The following is a 23597-nucleotide window of genomic DNA, read 5'->3' as shown; positions in this document are numbered from 1 at the left end:
GTCCTCCTTGCCCACGGCTTACAACGGCTTTTTCTGCCGCAGCTCCACGCCATTCTTGATGGCCACGATTTCCGCCAGCAACGACAAGGCGATTTCCGCCGGGGTGTGACTGCCGATGTGCAAGCCAATCGGTCCATGCAAGCGTTCAATGGCCTCTGCTGACAAGCCTAGCTGAGCCAGGTTGTCCCGGCGCTTCTGGCTGTTGACCCGCGAACCCAGGGCGCCGACATAAAAAGCCTTGGAGTCCAAGGCCGTGAGCAGCGCCATGTCGTCCAGACGTGGGTCATGGGTCAGGGCCACAATGGCCGTGCGCTCGTCGGTCTGGATGCTCAGCACCGCTTCATCGGGCATGCCGGTGACGAAGCGCCCATGCTGCTCCTCCCAACCGTAGACGAACTCCTTGCGCGGATCGCAGATCAGCACCTCGAAATCCAGCAGCCGGGCCATTTCCGCCACGTAGCGCGACAGTTGTCCGGCCCCGATCAGCAGCAGCCGCCAACGCGGGCCGTAAATGGCCCGCAACACCTGCCCATCGAACATCAAAGCGTCGGTCTTGCCGGCCGGGGTCAAGACCACGTTGCCGCTGGCGACGGTCAGCTCACGGGCAACGATTTCATGGGCCTCGCAACGCTCCAGCAACTGGGCGACCCAGTGCGGATCGCCCACCCGCTCTTCGGTCAGGCGCAGGGTGCCACCGCACGGCAGGCCGAAGCGCGCCGCCTCTTCGCGAGTAACGCCATAGGTGATCAGTTGCACCGGCGGACCGTCCGCCGGAATGCGGCCGTCATGCAACCGGGCGATCAGGTCATCCTCGACACAACCGCCCGACACCGAACCAATCACCACGCCATCTTCACGCAGGGCCAGCATCGCCCCCGGCGGCCTGGGCGCGGTGCCCCAGGTCTGGACCACGGTGAACAACACCACCCGCAGCCCGGCGCGGCGCCATTCAAGCACGCTGCGCAAGACATTCAGATCGACGCTGTCCATCAGGCCTTCGCCTGTTGCCAGCCTTGCAGCTGATAGCGCACAGGCAGGTTACGGATACGCTTGCCCGTGGCGGCGAAGATCGCGTTGCACAAGGCTGGCGCAATCGGCGGCACGCCCGGCTCGCCGACACCGCCCAACGGCACCTCGCCCGGCGGCGTGACCAGGTGCACCGCCACGTCCTTGGGCGCCAGGGACATGCGCGCGATTTCATACATATGGAAGTTGTCCTGCTGCACCTTGCCGTCCTTGAAGCTGATCTCGCCCACCATCGCATTGCCCAGGCCCATGACACAGGCGCCTTCGAATTGTGAGCGGATGCGTTCGGGGTTGATCTGCGGACCGCAGTCCACGGCGATGTCCGCCTTGTGCACGATCACCGTGCCGTCGTCCTTGACCTCGACTTCAATCGCCGCCGCCACGTAGGTGACGAAGCTGTAATGCACCGCCAGCCCCAACCCACGGCCCTTGGGCAACTCGCGCCCCCAACCGGCAGCCTTCGCAGCGGTTTCCAGCACCGTGCGGATTCGCGCCGTATCGATCGGATAACGCTCGGGGGATTCGCCGTAGTTCCAACTGTCATTGAGGCTATTCGGATCGATCTTGCGGTCCGGGCCCAGCAGCTTGAGGTGGTACTTCAGCGGATCCTGGCCGGCCTTGTGGGCCAACTCGTCAATGAAGCTCTGGATCGCAAAACCATGGGGAATGTTCGACACCGAGCGGTACCAGCCCACCCGGGTATGGGCCACCGCCTCGGGGTTTTCCAGGCGCAGGTTGGGAATGGCGTAGGCCATGTTGGTCACGCCCATGCCCACTTCGAACGGCGCCTCGTGGGTCATGCCCGGTGCAAACAATGCGGTGATGGTCGGGGCCACGGTGCGATGCAGCCAACCGGAAGGCATGCCGTCCTTGTTCAAGCCAGCCTTCAAGTATTCGGCCGACACGGTGTGGAAATACGAGTGGTGAATATCGTCCTCACGGGTCCACTGCACGCGTACGGCCTGGCCGGGAAATTCTTTGGCGAGCACCGCCGCTTCGACGACGAAGTCGGGTTTCGACTTGCGTCCGAAACCGCCGCCCAACAAGGTGATATTCACCGTAACCTTCTCGAAAGGAATGCCCAGGCGCTCAGCGACACGTTCACGAGTGACCTGCGGCGCCTGGCTCGGTGCCCAGGCCTCGCATTGGCCATCCTTGAACCGAGCGACGGCAACCATCGGCTCCATAGGCGATTGCGACAGGTGCGGCAAGTAATACGATGCCTCCAATGTCGAATCAGCCTTGGCCAGCGCATCGTCGAGGTCGCCGCTGCTGCGCACGACTTTTCCAGGCTTGAGGGCCGCCGCCTCCAACTCCTTGCGATAGGCAATGGAGTCGTAGCCGGCATTCGGGCCGTCGTCCCACTGGATCTTCAGGGCCTCGCGACCCTTGATCGCCGCCCAGGTGTTTTTCGCCACCACCGCCACGCCGCCCAACGGCTGGAACTCCGAGGGCAGCGGTCGCCCTTCAATCGACATCACCTTGACCACGCCCGGCACCTTCAGCGCCGCGCTGCTGTCCACGCTCTTGACCTTGCCGCCATAGACCGGCGGACGCGCGATGACGGCATAGAGCATGCCCTCGAAATGCACGTCAGCCCCGAAGACTGCGCGACCGTTGACGATGTCCGCGCCATCGATGGCCCGGCTCGCTTCCTTGCCGATATAGCGGAACTCGGACGGCTGCTTGAGGCGCAGGCTGTCACGGGCAGGTACTGGCAAGGCGCTCGCGGCAGCGGCCAACTCGCCATAGCCGAGTTCGCGCCCCGAAGGCTGGTGCACCACCTTATGCATCTGCGCACGGCATTCGCCTACTGGCACGTTCCACTGCGCAGCGGCGGCCAGTTCCAGCATGGTCCGGGCGGCGGCCCCGCAACGGCGCATCGGCTCGTACCAGTGACGCATGCTGCGCGAGCCGTCAGTGTCCTGGTTGCCGAAACGCGCTTCATCGGCCGGCGCTTGCTTGACCTTGACGAGTGCCCAGTCGGCTTCCAGCTCATCGGCCACGACCATGCTCAGGCTGGTGCGCACGCCCTGGCCCATTTCCGAACGGTTGCAGATCACGGTCACGCTGCCATCGGCGGCAATGCTCACATAGACCTTGGGATCGTCGACCGCGCCATGGGGCATGCCCTCGGCGCCAAATTTCTTCTCTTCGGCAAAGGCCTCCGGCAGGCCCCATGTGGCCGCCAGCACCAGCACACCGGTGGCACTCGCGCCCTTGAGGAAACCACGACGGCTGAGGTTGCTCAGCACGAAATCATCGGGCAAGCGGCTCATGCCTTGGCCTCCTTCAGGTGAGTGGAGGCCTGGCGGATCGCGGTCTTGATCCGGTTGTAGGTGCCGCAGCGGCAGAGATTGCCGACCATGGCTTCCTCGATCTGCTCATCGCTCGGGTTGGGGTTGGTCTTGAGCAGCGCCGTGGCGGACATGATCTGCCCGCCCTGGCAGTAACCGCACTGGGCCACGGCGGTATCGAGCCAGGCCTTCTGGACCACTTGCCCGACCGGGTCGGCGTGAAGCCCGTCGATGGTGCTGATGGCCTGCCCTTTCACCGAACCGATTGGCGTGATGCAGCTGCGCGCCGGGGCGCCGTCGATGTGGATGGTGCAGGCGCCGCACAGGCCCATGCCGCAGCCGAATTTGGTGCCGTTGTAACCGGCCACATCCCGGATAGCCCACAGCAGTGGCATGTCCTCGGTCACATCCAGTTGATGGTCTTTTCCATTGAGTTTCAGGGTAATCATGGGCACGCCCGCACAGTGATCGAATTATGGGGTCGAGCAATCTGCCGCTGGGTTAGCGGTTCGGTTCGCGCAGACTGGCTCAGGCTGATCAGGCTCTCTTATGCAAGCGCACGCAGGCGTCTGCATCGGGCCTTTTGGATGCGATGGTCGCATCGTTAGGAGGCTAAATTAACCCAGGATCAAGCAAAACGCCCTGCACAATCCTGCACAAATGATCGTGTGCAGGGTGTGCAGGGCGTTTTTTCAGGCGATTGCGAGAAGGCCGCTCAGTACCGATTCGGCTCCATTTCCAGCTCGACCTGGAAACGTTCGGCAATGTCTTTCTGGATGCGCAGGGCCAGGTCCAACAATTGCGGGCCGGTAGCGTTGCCGTAATTGACCAGCACCAGCGCCTGCAACTTATGCACCCCGGCATCGCCCTCGCGAAAGCCCTTCCAGCCGGCCCGTTCGATCAGCCAGCCGGCAGCGATTTTCATCTGCCCGCCAGGCTGTGGATAAGCCACCAGGTCGGGGTATTGCTGCTTGAGATGCGTCACGTGCGTGGCCGGCACCAGCGGGTTCTTGAAGAAACTGCCGGCATTGCCCAGCACGGCCGGGTCGGGGAGTTTTTCGCTGCGAATGCTGCAAATGGCCCGGCTCACATCCGTTGGCGTCGGCTGATCGATACCCTGCTCGGTCAATCGCTGGCGGACGGGACCGTATTCCAGGTGCAAGTGCGCAGCGCGACTGAGGGCGAAACGCACCCGCAGGATCAACCAGCGCCCGGCCTGTTGCTTGAACAGGCTGTCGCGGTAGGCGAAACGGCATTCTTCGAGGGTGAACTCGTGCAATTCGCCGGTCTGGCGATCCAGCGCGGTGAGGCCAGCGAAGACATCCTTGATCTCCACACCGTAGGCGCCGATGTTTTGCATCGGTGCCGCGCCTACAGTACCGGGAATCAGGCTGAGGTTTTCCAGGCCCGACCAGCCTTGTGCCAGCGTGTGCTGGACGAAGGGATGCCAGGGTTCCCCGGCTTCGGCCTCGACCACCACCCGCTCGCCGTCATCGCTGACCAGGCGGATCCCCTGGCTGGCCATGCGCACCACCAAGGCATCGATGTCGCCGGTCAGCAGCAGGTTGCTGCCGCCGCCGATCATCAGCAACGGCACGCCATGTTCGCTGGCGTAGGCCAGCGCCTGGCGTACATCGGCGTCGCTGTGGGCTTCGGCGAACAAGCGGGCGCTGACGTCCACGCCAAAACTGTTGAAGGGCTTGAGGCTGACGCCCGCCCGCACCTGCAAGGTCATAACCGCCCCTTCAATTCGATCACCAGGCGATCCGTGGCGCGTTCGATCAAGTCCAGCACCTGCTCGAAACCCTGCTCGCCGTCGTAATACGGGTCCGGCACATCGTCGAGTTCGGCTTCGTAGCGCCGCAGGAACAGATCCAGCTCGGCCCTGCCCTTCGCCGGTTGCAGGGCCTGGAGATTGCGCAAGTTACTGCTGTCCATCGCCAGGATCAGGTCGTAGGCGGCAAAGTCGGCGCGCGTCACTTGTTGCGCGCGCTGGGCCGACAAGTCGTAGCCACGCCGCAGGGCCGCGGCCTGGCTGCGCTTGTCCGGGGCCTTGCCGACGTGCCAGTCACCGGTGCCGGCGGAAGCGACTTCCACCTGTCCAGCCAGCCCGGCCTCGCGCAACTTGTGGCGCAAGATGCCTTCGGCGGTGGGCGAGCGGCAGATATTGCCGAGGCAGACGAACAGGACCCGCATCAAGCCTCCAGCAGGCGACGAACGCGCTCGAGGTCTTCGGCGGTGTCGACACCGGTCGGCGGGGCGATCAACGCATCGGCGACATGGATCCGCACGCCATGCCACAAGGCCCGCAGTTGTTCCAGCGCTTCAGTGTTTTCCAGCCAGCACGGGCCCCAGGTGACGAAGTCCTGGAGGAAACCGGCGCGGTAGGCGTAGATGCCGATGTGACGGCGGTACGGCACGCCTTCTGGCAGCACGTCGCGGCCTTGGGCGAAGGCATCCCGCGCCCAGGGCAACGTCGCGCGGCTGAAAGTCAATGCCAGGCCATTGAGGTCACTGACCACCTTGACCACGTTGGGGTTGAACAAGGTCTGCACATCCTCGATCGGCTCGGCCAGGGTGGCCATGCGCGCTTCGGTGTGGGCCGCGAGGTTGGCGGCGACCTGATCGATCACGCTCGGCGGGATCAACGGCTCGTCACCTTGCACATTGACGACGATCGCGTCGGCGGCCAGTCCAAGCTTCGCCGCGACTTCCGCCAGGCGATCGGTGCCGGAATTATGGTCTTCCCGCGTCAGTACGACCTCGGCGCCAAAGCCTTTGCAGGCCTCGACGATGCGCGCATCGTCAGTCGCCACCACGACGCGCTGGGCGTTGCTTTTGCAGGCTTGTTCCCAGACATGCTGGATCATCGGCTTGCCGGCAATCGACAGCAGCGGCTTGCCGGGCAGGCGCGTCGAGGCAAAGCGCGACGGAATGACAACGGTAAAGGCGGTAGTCATTTATCCAGGCGCTCGTCGGTGGTCAGGGTACGGGCTTCGCTTTCGAGCATCACCGGGATGCCGTCGCGAATCGGGTAAGCCAGGCCGGCGCCCTTGCTGATCAGTTCGGTCTTGTCGGCGCTGAGCTTGAGCGGGCCTTTGCAGACTGGGCAGGCCAGAATATCGAGCAGTTTGGTGTCCATGGAATTCCCCTGGGTAAAAGGTGTTAAGGCAAGAGCCGATCCGGCAACAGGCGCATCAACTGCGTATCGAACCAGGCCGCGAAGGCCGGCGACGGCGCGGCGTCCACCGCCAGGTACCACCAGTCGGGCGCGGCGAAGGCACGGCATTTGACCGCGTCTTTTTCCGTCATGACCACCGGCAGGGATGGCGTGAAATTCAAGGCCTGGGCGCTGTATTCGGCATGGTCGGCAAACCCGTGCGGTATGGGCCGCCAGTGTAGCGTTTCGAGGGTCTTGAAGAAACGCTGGGGATTGCCGATGCCGGCCACGGCGTGCAAGGCCTGGCCGGATGGAAAATGGTCGAGGGGACGGCGCTCGCCGCTGGCCAGGTTCACCAGTTCGGTGGGACGCAGTTGGAAGGCGAAGCCGTCTTCGCGGTCGGCACTGGCACCGTTGTACAGCACGGCGTCGACCGATTGCAGGCGCTCCACCGGCTCGCGCAATGGCCCGGCAGGCAGGCAACGTCGGTTGCCGAGGCCGCGGGCGCTGTCGATCAGCACCAGCTCAAGGTCCCGGGCCAACCGATAATGCTGCATGCCATCGTCGGACAGGATCAGGTCCAGCGGTTCGCTCTCCAGCAGCGCCTGGACCGCGCGACTGCGATCGGGGTCGATCATCAGCGGCACGCCCGTGCGCTGGACGATCAACAACGGCTCGTCCCCCGCGACATCGGCGCCCTGCTCGGCCGCGACCCGCCACGGCAGTTGCGGCGGCTTGGCACCATAGCCCCGGCTGACCACCCCGACCCGCAGGCCACTGCGCTGGCAGTGCTGGATCAGCCACAGGATCAACGGCGTCTTGCCGGTGCCACCAACAGTGATATTGCCCACCACCACCAACGGCACGGGCGGCTGGTAGATCTGACCTTCACCTGCCAGGAAACGCTCGCGCTTGCCCACCACCACCCGCCGGTACAACCATTCCAGTGGGCGCAGCAAGTTCAGGGCCGGGTGGCCTTCGTACCACGCGGCAAGCAATCGATCGGACATGGCCATCAGGGTGCCGGAGCCGCCTCGACCGTGGTCATGCGCAGATGGCTGAAACCGAGCTTGCCGGCCGCGTCCATGGCGGTGATCACCGATTGATGAGGGGTCTTGCCGTCGGCGCTGATGGACAGCGGCAGGTTGGTGTCGCCGCCAGACTCTTTCTGCAAGGCCTCGATCAGGCTCGCCAGGTCGCTCTTGGGCAGCAAATGGTTGTTCACCGAGAACGCCCCTTCGGCGCTGATAGTGACTTCCAGGTTCTTGAGTTGCTGGTCTTCGGCCGGCGAGCCGCTGACGGCTTCCGGCAACTCAACCTTGAGCTGGGTTTCCCGGGTGAACGTGGTGGTCACGACGAAAAACAGCAGCAGGATGAACACCACGTCGATCAGCGACGCGAGGTTGATCTCGATGTTTTCCCGGGGCTTGCGGCGGAATTTCACTTCTTGCCCCCAGCCAGGTCCACGTCACGGTCACCCTGCACCACCTCGACCAGCTTGATGGCTTCCTGCTCCATGCCCACCACCAACTCGTCGACGCGGCGTTGCAGGAATCGATGGAAGAACACCGCCGGAATACCGACCATCAGGCCAGCGGCGGTAGTGATCAGGGCCTTGGAAATACCCCCTGCCAGTACGGCGGCGTTGGTGGTCATGCCGGAACCGGTAAATGCGCTGAAGATGTCGATCATGCCCAGCACCGTACCCAGCAGGCCCAGCAGCGGGGACATGGCGGCGATGGTGCCCAGGGTATTGATGTAGCGCTCCAGTTCATGGATGACCCGGGCGGCGGCCTCCTCGATGCACTCCTTCATGATCTCGCGACCATGCTTGGAGTTCGCCAGGCCAGCCGCGAGGACTTCCCCCAGCGGCGAACTGGCCCGCAGCTCCTTGAGCTTGTCCTTGTTCAGCTGCTTGTCCTTGATCCAGACCCAGACCTGCCCGAGCAGATGCTCCGGGGTCACGCGGCTGGCCCGCAGGGTCCACAGGCGTTCGGCAACGATACCCAGTGCCGCGATGGAACTCAGAATGATCGGCAACATCATCCAGCCGCCGGATTTGACCAATTCCCACACAGTGACTGCCCCCTCGAAAAAGTGCGCCACTTTATCACACAGACTCGCCTTGCAGACCCGTCCCGCCGATAAGCGCATCCGCCGATTGCCCTGGATCAATGTTGCCGCGGTGGCCCGACGGCGGGCGGATCGCGCCAGTAGCGTCGGTGCCCGGCCTCGGTGCGTGGCAACTCGAACGCGCCCAGTTGCAGACGAATGGCACCCTGCTCGGCGCTGTCGTAAATCGCCAGGCCCGAGCGGCGGTACCGGGCCATCACTTGGGGATGGGGATGACCGAACGCGTTGCCCTGCCCTCGGGAGATCAGCACCGAATGCGGCTTGAGGCGCGACAGCAAGGCCATCGACGACGAGCTGCGGCTGCCGTGATGAGGCGCGGCCAGCCACTGGATCGGCAGCGCCAAGGCTTCGTCGAGCAGGGCGCGCTCGGCAGGGGTGTCGATATCGCCGGTCAGCAGCAGGCGTTCGCCGCCGGCCTCCACCAGCAGGACGCAGGACTTCTGGTTGCTTTCGACGGCAGAGGCCCACCGCCACAGTTCGAACCCGACGCCATCCCACTCCCAACGCCTGCCGCTGTCGCAAGGCCCGGCCTGCAATTGCTCAGGCAGCGCGTCGGGATCGCCACTGATCACTTCCATCGTCGGCAGCCCCTTGCGCACGGCGCGAGCGCCGCCGGCGTGATCGGCGTCGGCATGGCTGAGAAGCATCAGGTCCAAGCCATGCACGCCGAGTTTACGCAAGGTCGGCAGCACGACACGTTCGCCCACATCGGCCTCGCCAAAACGCGGCCCGGCGTCGTAAAGCAAGGTGTGATGCCGGGTGCGTACCAGCACCGCCAGTCCTTGGCCGACGTCCAGTTGCCAGACCTCGGCGTGCCCTGGCGGCAGGTTCTCTCGCGGCGGGAACACCATCAGCAAGACCATCGGCCACCCCAGCAAGCGCAGCGGCACCCCTTTGGGCAATAGCAGCAGAAAAGCCCCCAGGGCGGCGATACCCAAGGCCCAGGACGGGACCGCAACCGGCACCCAGGCGGGCAATCGCCCAGCCACCAACGCCAGCCCCCTGAACAGCAGATCGAGTAAACCGCCGGCGATCCACAGCAGCCCTTCGCCGATGAGCGGCACTGGCAACAACGCCGTGCCGAGCAGCGCCGGTGGCAAGACCAGCAGGCTGATCCACGGCACCGCGAACAGGTTCACCAGCGGTCCGCTGAGGCTGACCGGCAAGCCCACGATCAACAGCAGCGGACACAGGCCGAGCGCAACCAGCCACTGGGCTCGGGTCCAGGTTTGCCACCAGCGCCAGGGCCCCAGGCGAGCACCAAAGGTGAACATCAAGATGGCGACGGCCGCGAACGACAACCAAAATCCCGGCCGCAGGCTGGCGAGCGGGTCGAACACCAGCACCCCGGCGAAGGCCAGCAGCCAAGCCCACCAGGGATCGGGCTGCTTGAAGCGCAAGCGCCACAACAACACCAGGCCGATCATCGCGCAGGCCCGTCGCACCGGCACCTCGAACCCGGCGAGCAAGCCGTAGCCCAGGGCGGCGCAAAAGGCCAGCGCACAGGCCCAAGGCAACCACGCGAGCCCCGCCGGCCAAAGGCCATAACGCGCCGCGCCGGCCACCAGCAGGTACACCAGGCCGGCAAGCAGGCCGATGTGTTGCCCGGAAATCACCAACAAATGAACGGTGCCGGTGTCCTGCAAAACCTGCCAATCCTCGCGACTCAGCCCGCCACCGTCGCCCAGGACCAATGCCGCCAGCGCACCGGAGCGGCCGTAGGCATCGACCTGTGCCAGCGCCTGGCGCACCTCGTCACGCCAGGCGCCCCGGGCCGCTTGCAGGAGATGCCCTTGCTTGATCGTCCCGGTCGCGCCGATACCCCGGCTCAACAACCAGGCGGCATAATCGAAGCCGTGCGGGTTCAGCAACCCGGCGGGTCGCTTGAGCTTCACGGCCAATCGCCAGCGTTCGCCGCTGTTGACGGACGGGCCACCAAACCAGGCGAGGCGCAGCGTTTTCGGTAAGCGGGTACGACGTGATTGGACATCGGCCAGTTCGAAGCGCACCACGCCGTCGCCCTGTTGCGGCAAACCGACGACGCGCCCTTCGACCCAGCGGGTTTCTCCGTCCAGGGTTGCGGGTAACCGATCGTCCAGCGCCCACTGCGCCGACAGGCAGGCCCAGGCCAGCCCGAACAGGAAAAAACCCAGCGGGTAGGTTCGAAACGGCAACACCATCAACGCCAGCAGCGGCATGGCTGCAACCAGCCACAACGGCGGCAGTGCCGGTAAAAAAATCGGGGCCACCAGCCCCAATGCAAGCGCGACTAATCCTGTGCGCATAACCCGTCCTTGAGAGTGCCCTCTTCAGGCATAGACGGTTCGCGGCACCGCTGGCGTTATCAATTGTCACAAAGTCTGAATCTGCCAGCCGTAGAATCCAGACATACTTGCGGCTTTAATTGCGTTGAACCGACCGAGAAGCCTTATGCCCCGGCGCCTATTCAAACGTTACATGCCAGACCCAGAGAGCATTCGGGAACATAAGTCCTTACGTTTTCTCGGTACCCTGCTGCACGATCCCAATCTTTGGCACCTCAATCGGCACTCAGTGGCCCGGGCGATGGCCGTTGGCCTGTTCGCCGCGTTCCTGCCGATCCCGTTGCAGATGTTGCTGGCCGCGGCGCTGGCCGTTACGGTGCGCGGCAATATGCCGATTGCGGTGAGCCTGGTGTGGCTGACCAACCCGATCACCATGCCGGCGGTGTTTTTCTGCACCTACCAGACCGGCGCCTGGCTGATGGACGTGCCCGCCCGGACACTGCCCGAAGAACTGACCTGGGAATGGATCAGCGGCCAGTTGTCCACCTTGTGGCAGCCGTTCCTGCTGGGCTCGGTGGTGACCGGCCTGGTGCTCGGCGCCCTGGCCTACTTCGTCACCATGAGTTATTGGCGCTGGTGGGTGGCTCGACAGTGGAGGCGGCGCAAGAAAAGCCGGATGTGAGATGCAAAAAAGGCCTCTTGGGAATGGAGGCCTTTTTTTGTGGTGTTCTTGCTGGCCTCTTCGCGAGCAAGCCCGCTCCCACACTGATCCATGCCAAACGCCAATCTTGCGTTCACTGAATATCGAATGTGGGAGCGGGCTTGCTCGCGAAGAAGGCGACGCGGTCTTGTCAGGTACGCATCCCGCGCCCGCTGACCAGCAACCGCGCGCAGCCGATGTAGAGCACCACGGTCGCCACCAGCATGAAGGTGATGGCGATGCTGATCTTGATGTCCGACACACCGAGGATGCCGTAGCGAAAGGCGTTGACCATGTGCAGCACCGGGTTGGCCAGGGACACGGTCTGCCAGAACGGCGGCAGCAGGGAGATCGAGTAGAACACCCCGCCCAGGTAGGTCAGCGGCGTGAGCACGAACGTCGGGATGATGGAGATGTCATCGAAGTTGCGCGCAAACACGGCATTGATGAAACCCAGCAGCGAAAAGATCGTGGCAGTGAGCACCACCACCAAGACCGTCACCCCCAAGTGATGCACCTGCAGATCGGTGAAGAACAACGACAGCAGCGTCACGATCAGGCCCACCGCCAGGCCGCGCAGTACACCGCCCAGGGTGTAGCCGATGAGAATCGTATGGGGCGACACCGGCGAGACCATCAGCTCTTCGATCGAACGCTGGAACTTGCTGCCGAAGAAACTCGACACCACGTTGCCGTAGGAGTTGGTGATCACCGACATCATGATCAGCCCCGGCACGATGTAGTCCATGTACGTGAAGCCACCCATGTCGCCGATCTGCCGGCCGATCAGGTTACCGAAGATCACGAAGTACAGGACCATGGTGATGGCCGGCGGCAGCAGCGTCTGTGGCCAGATCCGCATGAAGCGGCGGACTTCACGGTAGACGATGGTATTGAGGGCGATGAGGTTGGGGCGCAGTTCGGAACTCATGCTCATACCGCCACCTTCGCCAGATTTTTCTCCACCAGGGACACGAACAACTCCTCGAGGCGATTGGTTTTGTTGCGCAAGCTCAGCACTTCAATGTTTTGCAGGGCCAGTTGGGTGAACAAGCCGGTGATGCCCGCGGCTTTGTCCACTTGCACTTCCAGGGTGTGGCTGTCCACCAGGCGAGCCGGATAACCGATGAGCTGGGGCGCGGTCATCAGGTCGCCTTTAAGGTCCAGCAGGAAGGTCTCCACATGCAGTTGGCTGAGCAACTGGCGCATGCTGGTGTTTTCGACGATGGTGCCGTGGTCGATGATGCCGATGTTGCGGCACAACTGCTCAGCCTCTTCCAGGTAATGGGTGGTGAGGATGATGGTGATGCCTTTCTGGTTCAGCTCGGTCAGGAAGCTCCACATCGAACGACGCAGCTCGATATCCACGCCGGCGGTCGGCTCGTCGAGGATCAGCAGGCGCGGCTCATGCACCAACGCGCGGGCGATCATCAGTCGACGTTTCATGCCGCCGGACAGCGAGCGGGACGGCACGTCACGCTTGTCCCACAGGCCCAGTTGGGTCAGGTATTGCTCGGCGCGCTCGTTGGCGATCTTCGGCGGGATGCCGTAGTAACCGGCCTGGGTCACGACGATGTCGAAGGTCTTTTCGAACTGGTTGAAGTTGAACTCCTGGGGCACCACGCCGATGCAGCGCTTGAGGGCGGCGGGCTCGCGGTCCAGGTCATGACCAAAGACATTCACCGTGCCGCTGGTCTTGTTCACCAGGGTGGAAAGAATGCCGATGGTGGTGGATTTTCCGGCACCGTTAGGGCCGAGCAAGGCGAAGAAATCACCTTCGGCGACATCCAGATCGATACCACTCAGGGCCTGGAAACCGTTGCCGTAGGTTTTGGTTAACTGCCGGATGGACAGAGCGGAACTCATATCGGATTACGCACCAAGAAGGGAGGGAAGAAAAGAATAGATAAGGGCGGGCGGCGAGCAATACAACCACGGCGCACGAAGGCAATGGTGCTTGGCGTCGCCGCACAAGTACAGTCAAGCGTGTCGATAGTAAGTATTAAGTCAACGCGGTCATGACGGCCTTGCGGTAGGCCGCACGCTCCTGCAACCGCCCGTACCAGGCCTGTACACCAGGCCGCTCGGCGCGCTGGATGGGCATCTCGAACCAGGCATAAATGAAACTGCCCAGGGGAATGTCGCCCATGCCGATTTCATCTCCCGACAGGTAAGGTTGCTCGCTCAAGGTCTGCTCGACCATCGCCAGCAAGTCGTCACATTCCTGGATCGCCGCATCGATGGCCGCCCAGTCCTGTTGTTCGGCCGGGGTACGCAAGACGCCCCAGAACACCGTGCGAAACGGTGCGGCAAAGCTGGATGTGGTCCAGTCCATCCACTTCTCAGCCTGGGCCCGTGCCTGCACGTCAGCCGGATACCAGGCCGAGCCCGACGCATGGCCCGCCGCCAGGTAACGCACGATGGTGTTGGATTCCCAAAGTACGAAGCCGTCGTCCTCGATCATCGGCACGCGGCCGTTGGGGTTTTTCGCACGGTACTCGGGCGTGTCCACCACACCGAATGCCCCGCCGGCATCGATGGCCTCGTAGGCCAGCCCCAACTCTTCTGCGCACCACAACGCCTTGCGCACATTCGATGAATTTTTCCGGCCCCATATCTTCAGCATCACGGCGTCCCTCGATGGATAAATGCCGCAGCAGCATACGCCGGATCAGGCGCGACTCAAATCGCCCTGCATGTCGCCGAGCAAGCGCGGCACCTGCTCGCCGAACAGGTGCGGATAGCATTTTTCCAGGTGTTCGAAGAAGAAGGCCTCGGGCACATCGGCGAACTGGCCGTGCTCGGTGACGTACTCCATCAGCTTCGCCCCTTGCCGATTGAACGGGTGGAAGACGCTGTCGTGGCGACCGTCGAACTCCAGCGGGGCCACATCGAACAACTCGCACAAACCCTGGTTGAAAGCCGGCGTGGCCTTGACCCAGCGGTCGCCCAGGTACAGCTCGGTATAACCGTGCATGGCAAACACGTCGCTCCTGAGCAATGCCAGCAGGCGCGGCGTAGACAGGTGATTACGGACATCCGCCAGGCCAATACGCGCCGGGATGCCACAATGCCGGGCGCATCCGGCCAGCAAGGTGGCCTTGGGCACGCAATAGCTTTCGCCGGCCATCAACGCGTAACTGCCGCGCAGGGTCGCCGGGTCACGGCTGAAGGTGTAGGGGTTGTAGCGCACAGCCTCGCGCACGGCGTAATACAGGCTGACCGCCTGGGCCAGCGGGTCGCGATCGGCGCCGCGGTGGGTGTCGGCGAAGTCGATGACCGCGGGGTGATCGCTGTCGATGAAGCGGCTGGGGTTCAGGTATTGCTGCATAAAAGGAAGACCTCTTGGGAAACATCACCGCTGGTATGCCGAACCAGATCCTTGTGGCGAGGGAGCTTGCTCCCGCTGGGCTGCGTAGCGGCCCCCCGGCTTTTACGGTTGCTGCGCAACCGAGCGGGAGCAAGCTCCCTCGCCACGGTAAGCGTCTGCACCACAACAAGGGTTGGTGTATTGGCATCGGGAAAACACGAGTCTATCCACAGCCCCAGCCCAGCGATAACGGCATTCCTGCCAAACAATGGCGTTTTCTCACTTCGATAACGAACGATTTCCCACGGCTGTTGCCAACCAGACTGGCGCAATGAACCCAGGGTTTCCCACGAAATCAATCACATCGCGCTGACCGCCGGTTTTGCAGAGGCCGTCTAAGCTCTGAAGGTCGGTTTTGCCTTGGTTCACGGAGGATTACATATGCTGTTGTTGTGGATACTGGTCTTGGTCGTCGGGATCGCCTGGCTGGCGCATCGGCGCACCGACCCGCTGCCCGCGCTGGGTATCGTCGCGGTCTACCTGTTCGCCATGGGCATTTTCAGCCATGCGCCCGGCTGGCTGCTGCTGATCCTCTGGGTGGCGCTCGCGGCTGTCGCGGCCCCGCTGCTGCTACCGGACCTGCGCCGCAAATATTTCAGTGCGCCGATGTTCGACTGGTTCCAGAAAACCCTGCCGCCCATGTCCGAGACCGAGCGCGACGCCATCGATGCCGGCACGGTGTGGTGGGACGGCGAACTGTTCAGCGGCCGCCCGGACTGGGACCTGCTGCTGTCTTACCCCAAGGTGCAACTGACGGAGGAGGAGCAAGCGTTCCTCGACGGCCCCACCGAAGAACTCTGCGCGATGGTCAGCGACTGGCAGATCGGCCAGGCCATGGACCTGCCGCCTGAAGCCTGGGCGCACATCAAGAGGCACGGGTTCTTCGCGCTGATCATCCCCAAGGAATATGGCGGCAAGGGCTTCTCCGCCTATGCCCACTCCCAGGTGGCGATGAAACTGGCCACCCGCAGCGGCGACCTGGCCTCCACCGTCATGGTCCCAAACTCCCTCGGCCCGGCGGAACTGCTGCTGCACTACGGCACCGATGAACAACGCGACCACTACCTGCCGCGCCTGGCCCGTGGCGACGACATTCCCTGCTTCGCCCTGACCGGGCCGCTGGCCGGCTCTGACGCCGGAGCCATGCCCGACACCGGCATCATCTGCAAGGGTGAATGGGAGGGTCAGGAAACCCTCGGCCTGCGCCTGAACTGGGAAAAGCGCTACATCACCCTCGGCCCGGTGGCCACCCTCTTGGGCCTGGCGTTCAAGGCGTATGACCCCGATCACCTGCTGGGTGACGAAGAGGACCTGGGCATCAGCCTCGCCTTGATTCCCACCGACACCCCTGGCGTGCACATCGGCCGCCGTCACCTTCCCCTCGGCGCCGCGTTCATGAACGGGCCGAACTGGGGCAAGGACGTGTTCATCCCGCTGGACTTCCTGATTGGTGGCCAGGCCATGCTCGGCAAGGGCTGGATGATGCTGATGAACTGCCTGTCGGTCGGACGCTCGATTTCCTTGCCGGCGGTGGGCACCGGTGCGGCGAAATTCACCAGCCTGGTAACGGGCCAGTACGCCCAGGTGCGTGAGCAGTTCAACGTACCGTTGTCGGCATTCGAAGGCATCCAGGAAGCCATGGCGCGCATCGGCGGCAATGCCTGGATGATGGATGCGGCACGCATGCTGACCGCCAACGCGGTGGACCTTGGGGAAAAACCCTCGGTGCTGTCGGCCATTCTCAAGTACCACCTGACCGAACGCGGTCGCGAGTGCATCAGCCACGCCATGGACGTGCATGGCGGCAAGGGCATCATCATGGGCCCGAACAACTACCTGGGTCGCAGTTGGCAAGGTGCGCCGATCTTCATCACGGTCGAAGGCGCGAACATTCTGTCGCGCAACCTGATGATCTTCGGCCAGGGCGCCATTCGCTGCCATCCGTTCGTGCTCAAGGAAATGGCCTTGGCGACCCGTGAAGACAAGGACCAGGCACTGGTCGAGTTCGATGCCTTGTTGCTCAAGCACATCGGATTCGCGGTCAGCAACGCCGCCAGCACCCTGGTGCTCAACTTGGGCCTGGGGCATTTCGAGAGAGCACCCGGCAATGCCTTGAGCCAGGGGTATTTTCGCGCCCTCAACCGCCAGGCAGCGGCATTCGCCCTTCTGGCAGACCTGAGCATGATGCTGCTGGGCGGCGAGCTCAAACGCCGCGAACGCCTGTCGGCCCGCTTGGGCGATGTCTTGAGCAACCTGTACCTGGCGTCCGCCGCGCTCAAGCGTTATCACGACCTCGATTCGCCGGAGCACATGGCGCCGCTGTTCAACTGGGCCATGGAGGAAAGCCTCGGCCAGGCGGAACGCGCGCTGGATGAGCTGCTGGGCAACTTTCCGAACCGGGTGCTGGGTTGTCTGTTGCGCCTGGTGGTGTTCCCCTTCGGTCGTCGTCACAAAGGCCCGAGCGACAGGCTCGACGCCGAGGTCGCCGCGGTCATTGGCCGCCCCAAGGGTGACCCGACCCTCGAAGAGTTGCTGCAAGGTTGCTATCGTCCGCAATCGACCGACGACCCGGTGGGCGCCTTGCAACACGCCGCCGATCTGCTGGCGGCCGCCCATCCGCTGCACAAGAAACTGCACGGTGCGCTCAAGCAGGGCCAGCTCAACCCGGCGCCAGGCGAACCCCTCATCGACGCGGCGCTGGACGCCGGTGTGCTGCAAGCCGGCGAAGCGCAGACCTTGCGCGCGGCCGAGGCGGCGCGGCGCAAGGTCATCGATGTGGATGATTTCGATAAGGACGAGCTGACACTGGCGCAGGACAAGGTCCGTTGACGCTGACGGCCAGGTACGCTCGCCAGCTATAGCTCTTCAACTATAAAAGCGGGCGCAAGGGCTTTATACTCCTGCGCCCGTTTTGCTCTTGAGGACTTATCTCGTGTCCAACATCGTTGCCGACCACCTTATCTTGCTTGACCATTTGCGCAGCATCCTGGTCGCCGTGGGTGAGGCCGAACAGGTGCCCGAAGAAAGCCACGCCTTGTTCCTGGAGCGCTTCGACGAACTGCGCGCGCAACTGCCCGTCGACCCGATCGAAAGCCAGTACCTGGGTCAGGACCTGCTGTGCCAGGTAATCGTCCGTTATCCACAGATCGCCCACCTGGTGCCTCGCGACCTGCTCTGGTACTTCGCCGGTGACTGCCTGCACTATATGCCCGACGAAGAAATCGCCCTGTACCAAGCCCTGGAAGAGCGTCGTTTCGAAGCCGAGCAGAACGACGAGCCTTTCGACTGGAACCAGGAAAAGCAATTGCTGGCGATGTCGGACCAGGACAGCAAGCACTGATAACGATCCGTCATGCAAAAGGCCCGCACGGTTCACCCTGCGGGCCTTTTTTTGTCTGGGCAAAGTGTGTTGCCTGGATGGGCCTCATCGCGAGCAGGCTCACTCCCACACTGGTTGCGGTTGATCATAGGAATTCATGTGCGCCACAGCCCCCCTGCTCGCGAAAGCGTCGGGTCAGCTTGCGACGATGTTACCTATACTGCCGTCTTCGCGAGCAAGCCCGTTCCCACACAGGTTGCGGTTGATCATAGGAATTCATGTGCGCCACAGCTCCCCTGTGGGAGCGGGCTTGCTCGCGAAAGCGCTGGGTCAGCTTGCGACGATGTTACCTGTACTGCCGTCTTCGCGAGCAAGCCCGCTCCCACACTGGTTTGTAAATGATCACATGATTTATGTGCACAGCAGACCTCTTGCTCGCGATGGCGCCCGTCAGAACAACCCATCACTCTCCGGCAATTCATAGTGCGCCGCGACCTTGCCGGACCGACTCCCCGTGCCCACTTTGTTCAAGGTCGGCTCCTTCGCCAGGCACTCCACCAGATAATCAATGAACACCCGCAGCTTCGGCGGCAGGTAGCGGGTCGGCGAATGCAGCAACCACAAGCCACCGTGGTAGGAAGCCAGGAACGTCCAGTCAGCCAGCACCTGCACGATCAACCCCTGTTCCAAGGCATGTCGGGCGGTAAAATACGGCAGGCTACCGATGCCGATGTGCTGCAAAACCGCCCCCAACCGCACGCCCGTGTGATTGGCCGCATAGCGTCCGCGCACGGCTACGGTGACGGCCTTGCTGCCCTTCTTGAATTTCCAGCGCGCATCGTTCGGGGTTTCTCCCAGGTAAATGCAGCTGTGCTCCAGCAAGTCGTGGGGATGCGTGGGAACGCCGTGTTCCGCCAGGTATTGCGGCGTGGCGCAGAGCAAGTGGTCAACGGTCAGCAATTGGCGCCCCACCAGCCCGGCCGGCGGTTGATCGGTAATCCGGATGGCCAGGTCGACATGATCATCGATCAAGTCGACCTGTCTATCTTCCAGGAACAGCTCCACATCGACCTTGGGATAACGGCGCAAGAATTCAGGCATGTGGGGATGAATCACGAAACGCCCTACCGCCTTGGGCACACTGACGCGGATACGCCCTTGCGCTTCCTGGGTGAACTGGCCGCTGATTTCCATCACCGATCGAGCGGCGGCGACCATTTCCTGGCAGCGCTTGAACACCTCTTCCCCGCCATCGCTCAAGCGCAACTTGCGGGTGGTGCGCTGCAACAATCGGGTCGCCAGGGCTTTCTCCAGGCGGGAAATGCTGCGGCTGATGGCCGACGGCGATGAGCCGGATTGACGGGCCGCTTCGGAAAAGCTGCCGGTCTCCACGACCTTGACGAAGATGGCCATTTCGGCAAGCAACGGCAACGGTAGATTTGTGCTCATGGCGCAACAGTCCTTTGAAATTGGAACGGATTATCACCAATTTCAGCATACTTTATAATCGCGACAGGAAATTCTGATAAGGATATGGAATATGACGCTTCGCCTTTTTTTCCATAGCGATGACCTCAAGGCCAACGCGGAAGTCTTGGATTGCAGCCCCCAGGAAAATGAATTTGCCGTGGTACTGCGCGCCACCCTGTTCCATCCCCAGGGCGGCGGTCAGCCCTGCGACACCGGATGGATCGACGACGCCCAGGTGCTGCGCGTCGTTCAGGACGGGCAACAGATCGTTCATTACGTCGATCGCCCAGTGGCCCCGGGCATGGCCACGATCCGCGTGGATGAGCAACGGCGGTTGCTGAACTCACGCCTGCACTCGGCCGGACACCTGATCGGCCATTTCGCCGAAAGCCGTGGCTGGAAGCCGATCAAGGCCCACCACTGGCCCGGCGAAAGCCGCGTACAGTTCCAGCCCGGCGAACATGCCAAGGAGCTGGATACATCGATCATCCAGCAGGGCATCGATGCCTGGATCGCCGAGGACCTGCCTCGCCTGGTCGCACTTCGCCAAGGCACGCGGGAAGTCGGCTTCGGTGAGCTGACCGCCTACGGCTGCGGCGGCACCCATATACGGCGGCTGCAGGAACTGGGAGCGGTCACCATCGCCTCGCTTTCAGAGAAGAAAGGAACGTTGTCAGTTCATTATCACGTGGACTGACACCCACCGTAGCGTGCGGCCTGATAGCGGTTCGCAGGCCTATACATGGATCAGCCCTTAGATCCTTACCGTCGAGAACCTCGATCGGCACTGCGTCCTGCTCTTCAGATAAACCAACATGTTCTCCTGAACCCACCACAGGATAGCTAAACCCCTTCCTTTCCATGTGAATACGTCAACCGAAAACCGCAACAAAAGACAGATTATTGACGCGAATTTTCACCAACTTTTCCGCCCGTCAGCTTTTAGTCATTTTTTTGTCCCGAGACGTGGCGCTTTGCCATGCGTGAACTACCGTCAAACACAAGCGAGGACGGGGCCGGTAAAAAGTGCCTCATACGCCCTGATCGATACCGTCACTGCCCTCGACAATCCCGGAGATCCCGGGACCCAAAAAGGTTGTTCGCAAGCTGCCTGTCGTTCAGTCGGGCCGGTGTAATGCGCCCGTTCGCTGGTAGCGATGAGGCCTGAAGCCGGTACTCATGAACAATCTGGCGAGATGAAAAGGGGCAGCCCGGGCCTCTTAAGTGATCCGAGGCATCAGGCAAGCCTAGGGAAGGCCTCTCCATCGAGGATCACTTCATGACCCAGCGCACCGCACCCGTTTTAAAACATTTCATTCACGGCCTGTTCTGGATGAGTCTTGGCTTGGAAGCGGCGCAGGCCGCAGCGGCGAACTGTTCACAACTGGACAGCTTGCCGGCGACCTTCGAGGTTGGCCAAGGGCTCCAGAGCGAACTGCGCATCCTCGCCCCCGTGACGAAACTGGCCGTCGGCGACCCGAAAATCGCCGATGTGCAACCCAGTGGCAGCGATGCCTTCATCCTCACGGGCCTGGCGCCCGGCGCCACCAGCCTGATGGTCTGGACCGACTGTTCGAAAATACCGCGCCAGAGCATGGTCTTTGTCAGAGGCCGGGCCACTGAGGCGCTGACGAGCGCTGCGAGCATGCCTTCCGAAGACCCGATGCTGCTCGCCCAGGTACAGACCGACATCCGTTTCGTGGAAGTCAGCCGGACCAAGCTCAAGGAAGCCTCGACCTCGATTTTCGGCACCCGCGGCAATTTCCTGTTCGGTTCGCCAAGGACCTTGCCCACCATCGGCGGTGTGGTCCGGCCTTCATTGCCGGTCAATAACGACATGTTCAACCTGTCGTTCGCCACCGGTAAGACCCTCTTGATGATCAACGCCCTGGAAGGCAGCGGTTTCGCCTACACACTGGCGCGGCCGAGCCTGGTGGCCCTCAGCGGGCAGAGTGCGAGTTTCCTGGCCGGCGGCGAAGTGCCGATCCCGGTGCCCAGCGCAGGCAGCGACAACGTGTCCATCGAGTACAAGGAGTTCGGCATCCGCCTGACCCTGACCCCCACCGTCATCGGCAAGAATCGCATCGTCTTGAAGGTGGCGCCGGAAGTCAGTGAGCTGGACTTCACCAACGCCGTGAACATCGCCGGGACATTGGTACCCGCCCTCACGGTACGCCGCACCGATACCAGCATCGCCCTGGCCGATGGCGAAAGTTTTGTCATCAGCGGCCTGATCAGCACCCGTAACAGCTCCCAGGTGAACAAGTTTCCAGGGCTGGGCGACGTGCCGATTCTCGGCGCGTTCTTTCGTGACAATTCCATCAACCGCGAAGAACGCGAACTGTTGATGATCGTCACCCCACACCTGGTCCAACCATTGGCAGCCAACGCGCAACTGCCGAGCTTGCCCGGCGAGCAACTGCGCAATTACGACCCGAACTTCTATCGCATGTACTTCCTTGAAAGTGGCGAGTTTGACAACCGCAGCGGGCTTTCCCAATGAGCCGGCGCCTGATGTGCAAGGCGTTCGATGTCCAACGGCTCGCCAAGGGGTATTCCATGAAAACAGTGATCGCTTTAACGGCGGCCTTGATGCTTGCCGGCTGCGCCAGCAACGGTGTGGTGGCTTCACGCTCGGCCGATTGTGCCAAGCCCGGGGCCGACCAGGAGCTGGCCCTGAACATGGCGGAAGACATGGCCAACGAGGGCCGTCTATACGCCAGCCTGGCGAACCTCGAACGCTTGCCCGAGGACTTGGTCCAGGTCCGCCTGCGCAAGGCTCGGGTGCTGCGGCTGATGGGCCGCAACGAGGCCGAACCGCTGTATAAAAGCCTGCAGGGGACGTGCCTGGCCGCTGACGGTGAACATGGCCTGGGTCAGCTGGCGGCGGCCAAACATGACAATGCGGCCGCGACACAGTACCTCGAACGCGCCGCGAAAATGGCCCCGACCGAGGGCAAGATCCGCAATGACCTGGGGGTGGTCTACCTCAACCAGCGGCGCATTTCAGAAGCCCGCTTCGAGTTCATGACCGCCATGGAGCTCCAGCAGTCCGACACGCTGGCCGCGATCAACATGGTGACCCTGCTGATTTACCAGGACAACTGGAAGCAGGCCGCCGAGCTCGCCAACATGGCCAAGCTCAGCCCCCGGCAAGTAGCAGATGCCCAGGCCCGTGCGGAAAAAATCAGGGGCTCGGCCCCTCAGGCAGTGACGTCACCCGCCAACCGCCTGACCGAAGTTGTCGATGCTTCAACCGGCGCGGTCAAGTAGAGCGTTACGAGGAGTTCAAGAAATGATGACCAAACAATTGATGATCGTGTGCATGGTGGGCCTGTCCACCGCCGCCTGGGCCATTGAGCCAGGCCCCTCCTCGGTCGCTCAGCAAGGCACCGAGAGCTGGATGCAACTGCAGATTCGCGGCGTGGCGGCCTCCACCCACCTGCAAACCGCCTCGGCCGCCGAGCGCGAGATGGCCATGCAGCGTTGGCTCAACAGCTTCAACTATCCGATCCCGGAGTTCTTTGACCAGGACTCGGCAGGAGAAATTACCAGCGGCAAATGAAACACGCTGGAAACGAAACACCGCAGCCTTCGACAGTCCCTGCATTTGATCCGATGCAGGGACTGCCGAGGGCTGCGGTCTTTTAGCTTGAGCGGCCGCCAGACCACAGGCCTGAACCTGTGGGAGCGGGCTCGCTCGCGAAGGCGGCTGCACATCCAACATCAATCCAAACTGACCCACCGCTATCGCGCGCAAGCTCGCTCACACAATGGTGCAGAGCCGCCGCAAGAAGCCGGGGCCGCTGCGCAGCCCAGCGGGAGCAAGCTCCCTCGCCACAGGTGCGGTGTTTCGAT

23 protein-coding genes are annotated in these 23597 nt (G+C 62.7%); 7 read left to right on the top strand and 16 right to left on the bottom strand.

Annotated elements, in window-relative coordinates:
• Positions 1-18 precede the first annotated feature (18 nt).
• The 11 genes from HU767_RS23540 to HU767_RS23490 all read right to left on the bottom strand — a co-directional run bounded on the left by HU767_RS23540 (position 19) and on the right by HU767_RS23490 (position 10901).
• Positions 19-990, bottom strand: coding sequence for an XdhC family protein (locus tag HU767_RS23540; RefSeq protein WP_186730593.1), 972 nt, complete (start codon positions 988-990; stop codon positions 19-21).
• Positions 990-3305 (bottom strand): xanthine dehydrogenase family protein molybdopterin-binding subunit, encoded by a 2316-nt coding sequence (locus HU767_RS23535; RefSeq protein WP_186730592.1) that lies wholly within the window; start codon positions 3303-3305, stop codon positions 990-992. Before HU767_RS23535 ends, HU767_RS23540 begins: the two co-directional genes overlap by 1 nt.
• The gene (locus HU767_RS23530) at positions 3302-3772 is read right to left on the bottom strand and encodes a (2Fe-2S)-binding protein (protein WP_053123841.1); all 471 of its coding nucleotides are present in this window, start codon (positions 3770-3772) and stop codon (positions 3302-3304) included. Before HU767_RS23530 ends, HU767_RS23535 begins: the two co-directional genes overlap by 4 nt.
• A gap of 266 nt (positions 3773-4038) precedes the next feature.
• Complete coding sequence (gene murB, locus HU767_RS23525) at positions 4039-5058, bottom strand: UDP-N-acetylmuramate dehydrogenase (RefSeq protein WP_186707184.1); 1020 nt, start codon at positions 5056-5058, stop codon at positions 4039-4041.
• The gene (locus HU767_RS23520; protein WP_186707183.1) at positions 5055-5519 is read right to left on the bottom strand and encodes a low molecular weight protein-tyrosine-phosphatase; all 465 of its coding nucleotides are present in this window, start codon (positions 5517-5519) and stop codon (positions 5055-5057) included. The genes murB and HU767_RS23520 overlap by 4 nt, the downstream gene beginning before the upstream one ends.
• Positions 5519-6283, bottom strand: coding sequence for a 3-deoxy-manno-octulosonate cytidylyltransferase (gene kdsB / locus HU767_RS23515; RefSeq protein ID WP_186730591.1), 765 nt, complete (start codon positions 6281-6283; stop codon positions 5519-5521). The genes HU767_RS23520 and kdsB overlap by 1 nt, the downstream gene beginning before the upstream one ends.
• On the bottom strand, positions 6280-6465 hold the full coding sequence (locus tag HU767_RS23510; protein WP_003179363.1) for a Trm112 family protein: 186 nt from the start codon (positions 6463-6465) through the stop codon (positions 6280-6282). The genes kdsB and HU767_RS23510 overlap by 4 nt, the downstream gene beginning before the upstream one ends.
• Positions 6466-6488: 23 nt before the next feature.
• Positions 6489-7499 (bottom strand): tetraacyldisaccharide 4'-kinase, encoded by a 1011-nt coding sequence (gene lpxK, locus HU767_RS23505; protein WP_186730590.1) that lies wholly within the window; start codon positions 7497-7499, stop codon positions 6489-6491.
• A complete protein-coding gene (locus tag HU767_RS23500) occupies positions 7499-7927 on the bottom strand; it encodes a biopolymer transporter ExbD (protein ID WP_186707180.1) in 429 nt (142 codons plus the stop codon). The genes lpxK and HU767_RS23500 overlap by 1 nt, the downstream gene beginning before the upstream one ends.
• The gene (locus HU767_RS23495) at positions 7924-8559 is read right to left on the bottom strand and encodes a MotA/TolQ/ExbB proton channel family protein (protein ID WP_024616893.1); all 636 of its coding nucleotides are present in this window, start codon (positions 8557-8559) and stop codon (positions 7924-7926) included. Before HU767_RS23495 ends, HU767_RS23500 begins: the two co-directional genes overlap by 4 nt.
• Before the next feature lie 95 nt (positions 8560-8654).
• Positions 8655-10901, bottom strand: coding sequence for a DNA internalization-related competence protein ComEC/Rec2 (locus HU767_RS23490; RefSeq protein WP_186707179.1), 2247 nt, complete (start codon positions 10899-10901; stop codon positions 8655-8657).
• A gap of 145 nt (positions 10902-11046) precedes the next feature.
• Here HU767_RS23490 and HU767_RS23485 point away from each other — a divergent pair, with 145 nt between their 5' ends.
• A complete protein-coding gene (locus tag HU767_RS23485; protein WP_046063671.1) occupies positions 11047-11562 on the top strand; it encodes a DUF2062 domain-containing protein in 516 nt (171 codons plus the stop codon).
• A 169-nt stretch (positions 11563-11731) separates the two neighbouring features.
• On the opposite strand, the gene HU767_RS23480 is transcribed toward HU767_RS23485, so the two are convergent.
• The 4 genes from HU767_RS23480 to HU767_RS23465 form a co-directional block, all read right to left on the bottom strand.
• A complete protein-coding gene (locus tag HU767_RS23480) occupies positions 11732-12511 on the bottom strand; it encodes an ABC transporter permease (RefSeq protein ID WP_053124195.1) in 780 nt (259 codons plus the stop codon).
• Positions 12512-12513: 2 nt separating this feature from the next.
• Positions 12514-13446: an ABC transporter ATP-binding protein gene (locus HU767_RS23475; RefSeq protein WP_186730589.1), complete on the bottom strand. Its 933-nt coding sequence runs from the start codon at positions 13444-13446 to the stop codon at positions 12514-12516.
• Between the two features lie 136 nt (positions 13447-13582).
• Positions 13583-14206, bottom strand: coding sequence for a glutathione S-transferase (locus HU767_RS23470; RefSeq protein WP_186730588.1), 624 nt, complete (start codon positions 14204-14206; stop codon positions 13583-13585).
• A gap of 45 nt (positions 14207-14251) precedes the next feature.
• A complete protein-coding gene (locus HU767_RS23465) occupies positions 14252-14911 on the bottom strand; it encodes a transglutaminase family protein (protein ID WP_186730587.1) in 660 nt (219 codons plus the stop codon).
• 420 nt (positions 14912-15331) lie between these two features.
• On the opposite strand from HU767_RS23465, the gene HU767_RS23460 reads away from it, so the two are divergent.
• Positions 15332-17779, top strand: coding sequence for an acyl-CoA dehydrogenase (locus tag HU767_RS23460; RefSeq protein WP_186730586.1), 2448 nt, complete (start codon positions 15332-15334; stop codon positions 17777-17779).
• A 103-nt stretch (positions 17780-17882) separates the two neighbouring features.
• Complete coding sequence (locus HU767_RS23455; protein ID WP_186707174.1) at positions 17883-18290, top strand: PA2817 family protein; 408 nt, start codon at positions 17883-17885, stop codon at positions 18288-18290.
• Positions 18291-18719: 429 nt separating this feature from the next.
• Here the strand turns inward: HU767_RS23455 and HU767_RS23450 are convergent, their stop codons facing one another.
• Entirely contained in the window at positions 18720-19718 is a 999-nt protein-coding gene (locus HU767_RS23450; protein WP_186730585.1) for a LysR family transcriptional regulator, read from the bottom strand.
• Between the two features lie 91 nt (positions 19719-19809).
• On the opposite strand from HU767_RS23450, the gene HU767_RS23445 reads away from it, so the two are divergent.
• The 4 genes from HU767_RS23445 (at position 19810) to HU767_RS23430 (ending at position 23304) form a co-directional block, all read left to right on the top strand.
• Positions 19810-20436 (top strand): alanyl-tRNA editing protein, encoded by a 627-nt coding sequence (locus HU767_RS23445; RefSeq protein ID WP_186730584.1) that lies wholly within the window; start codon positions 19810-19812, stop codon positions 20434-20436.
• Positions 20437-21018: 582 nt separating this feature from the next.
• Positions 21019-22242, top strand: a complete 1224-nt coding sequence (locus HU767_RS23440; protein WP_186707171.1) for a type II and III secretion system protein family protein — start codon at positions 21019-21021, stop codon at positions 22240-22242.
• A gap of 56 nt (positions 22243-22298) precedes the next feature.
• Positions 22299-23012, top strand: coding sequence for a tetratricopeptide repeat protein (locus HU767_RS23435; protein ID WP_186730583.1), 714 nt, complete (start codon positions 22299-22301; stop codon positions 23010-23012).
• Positions 23013-23034: 22 nt separating this feature from the next.
• Positions 23035-23304, top strand: a complete 270-nt coding sequence (locus HU767_RS23430) for a DUF3613 domain-containing protein (RefSeq protein WP_186730582.1) — start codon at positions 23035-23037, stop codon at positions 23302-23304.
• Positions 23305-23597 lie beyond the last annotated feature (293 nt).

Source organism: Pseudomonas sp. SWRI179 (assembly GCF_014268705.1).
In the GTDB taxonomy this organism is placed as follows: domain Bacteria; phylum Pseudomonadota; class Gammaproteobacteria; order Pseudomonadales; family Pseudomonadaceae; genus Aquipseudomonas; species Aquipseudomonas zanjanensis.
This window is presented reverse-complemented; position numbering and strand designations above follow the sequence as displayed.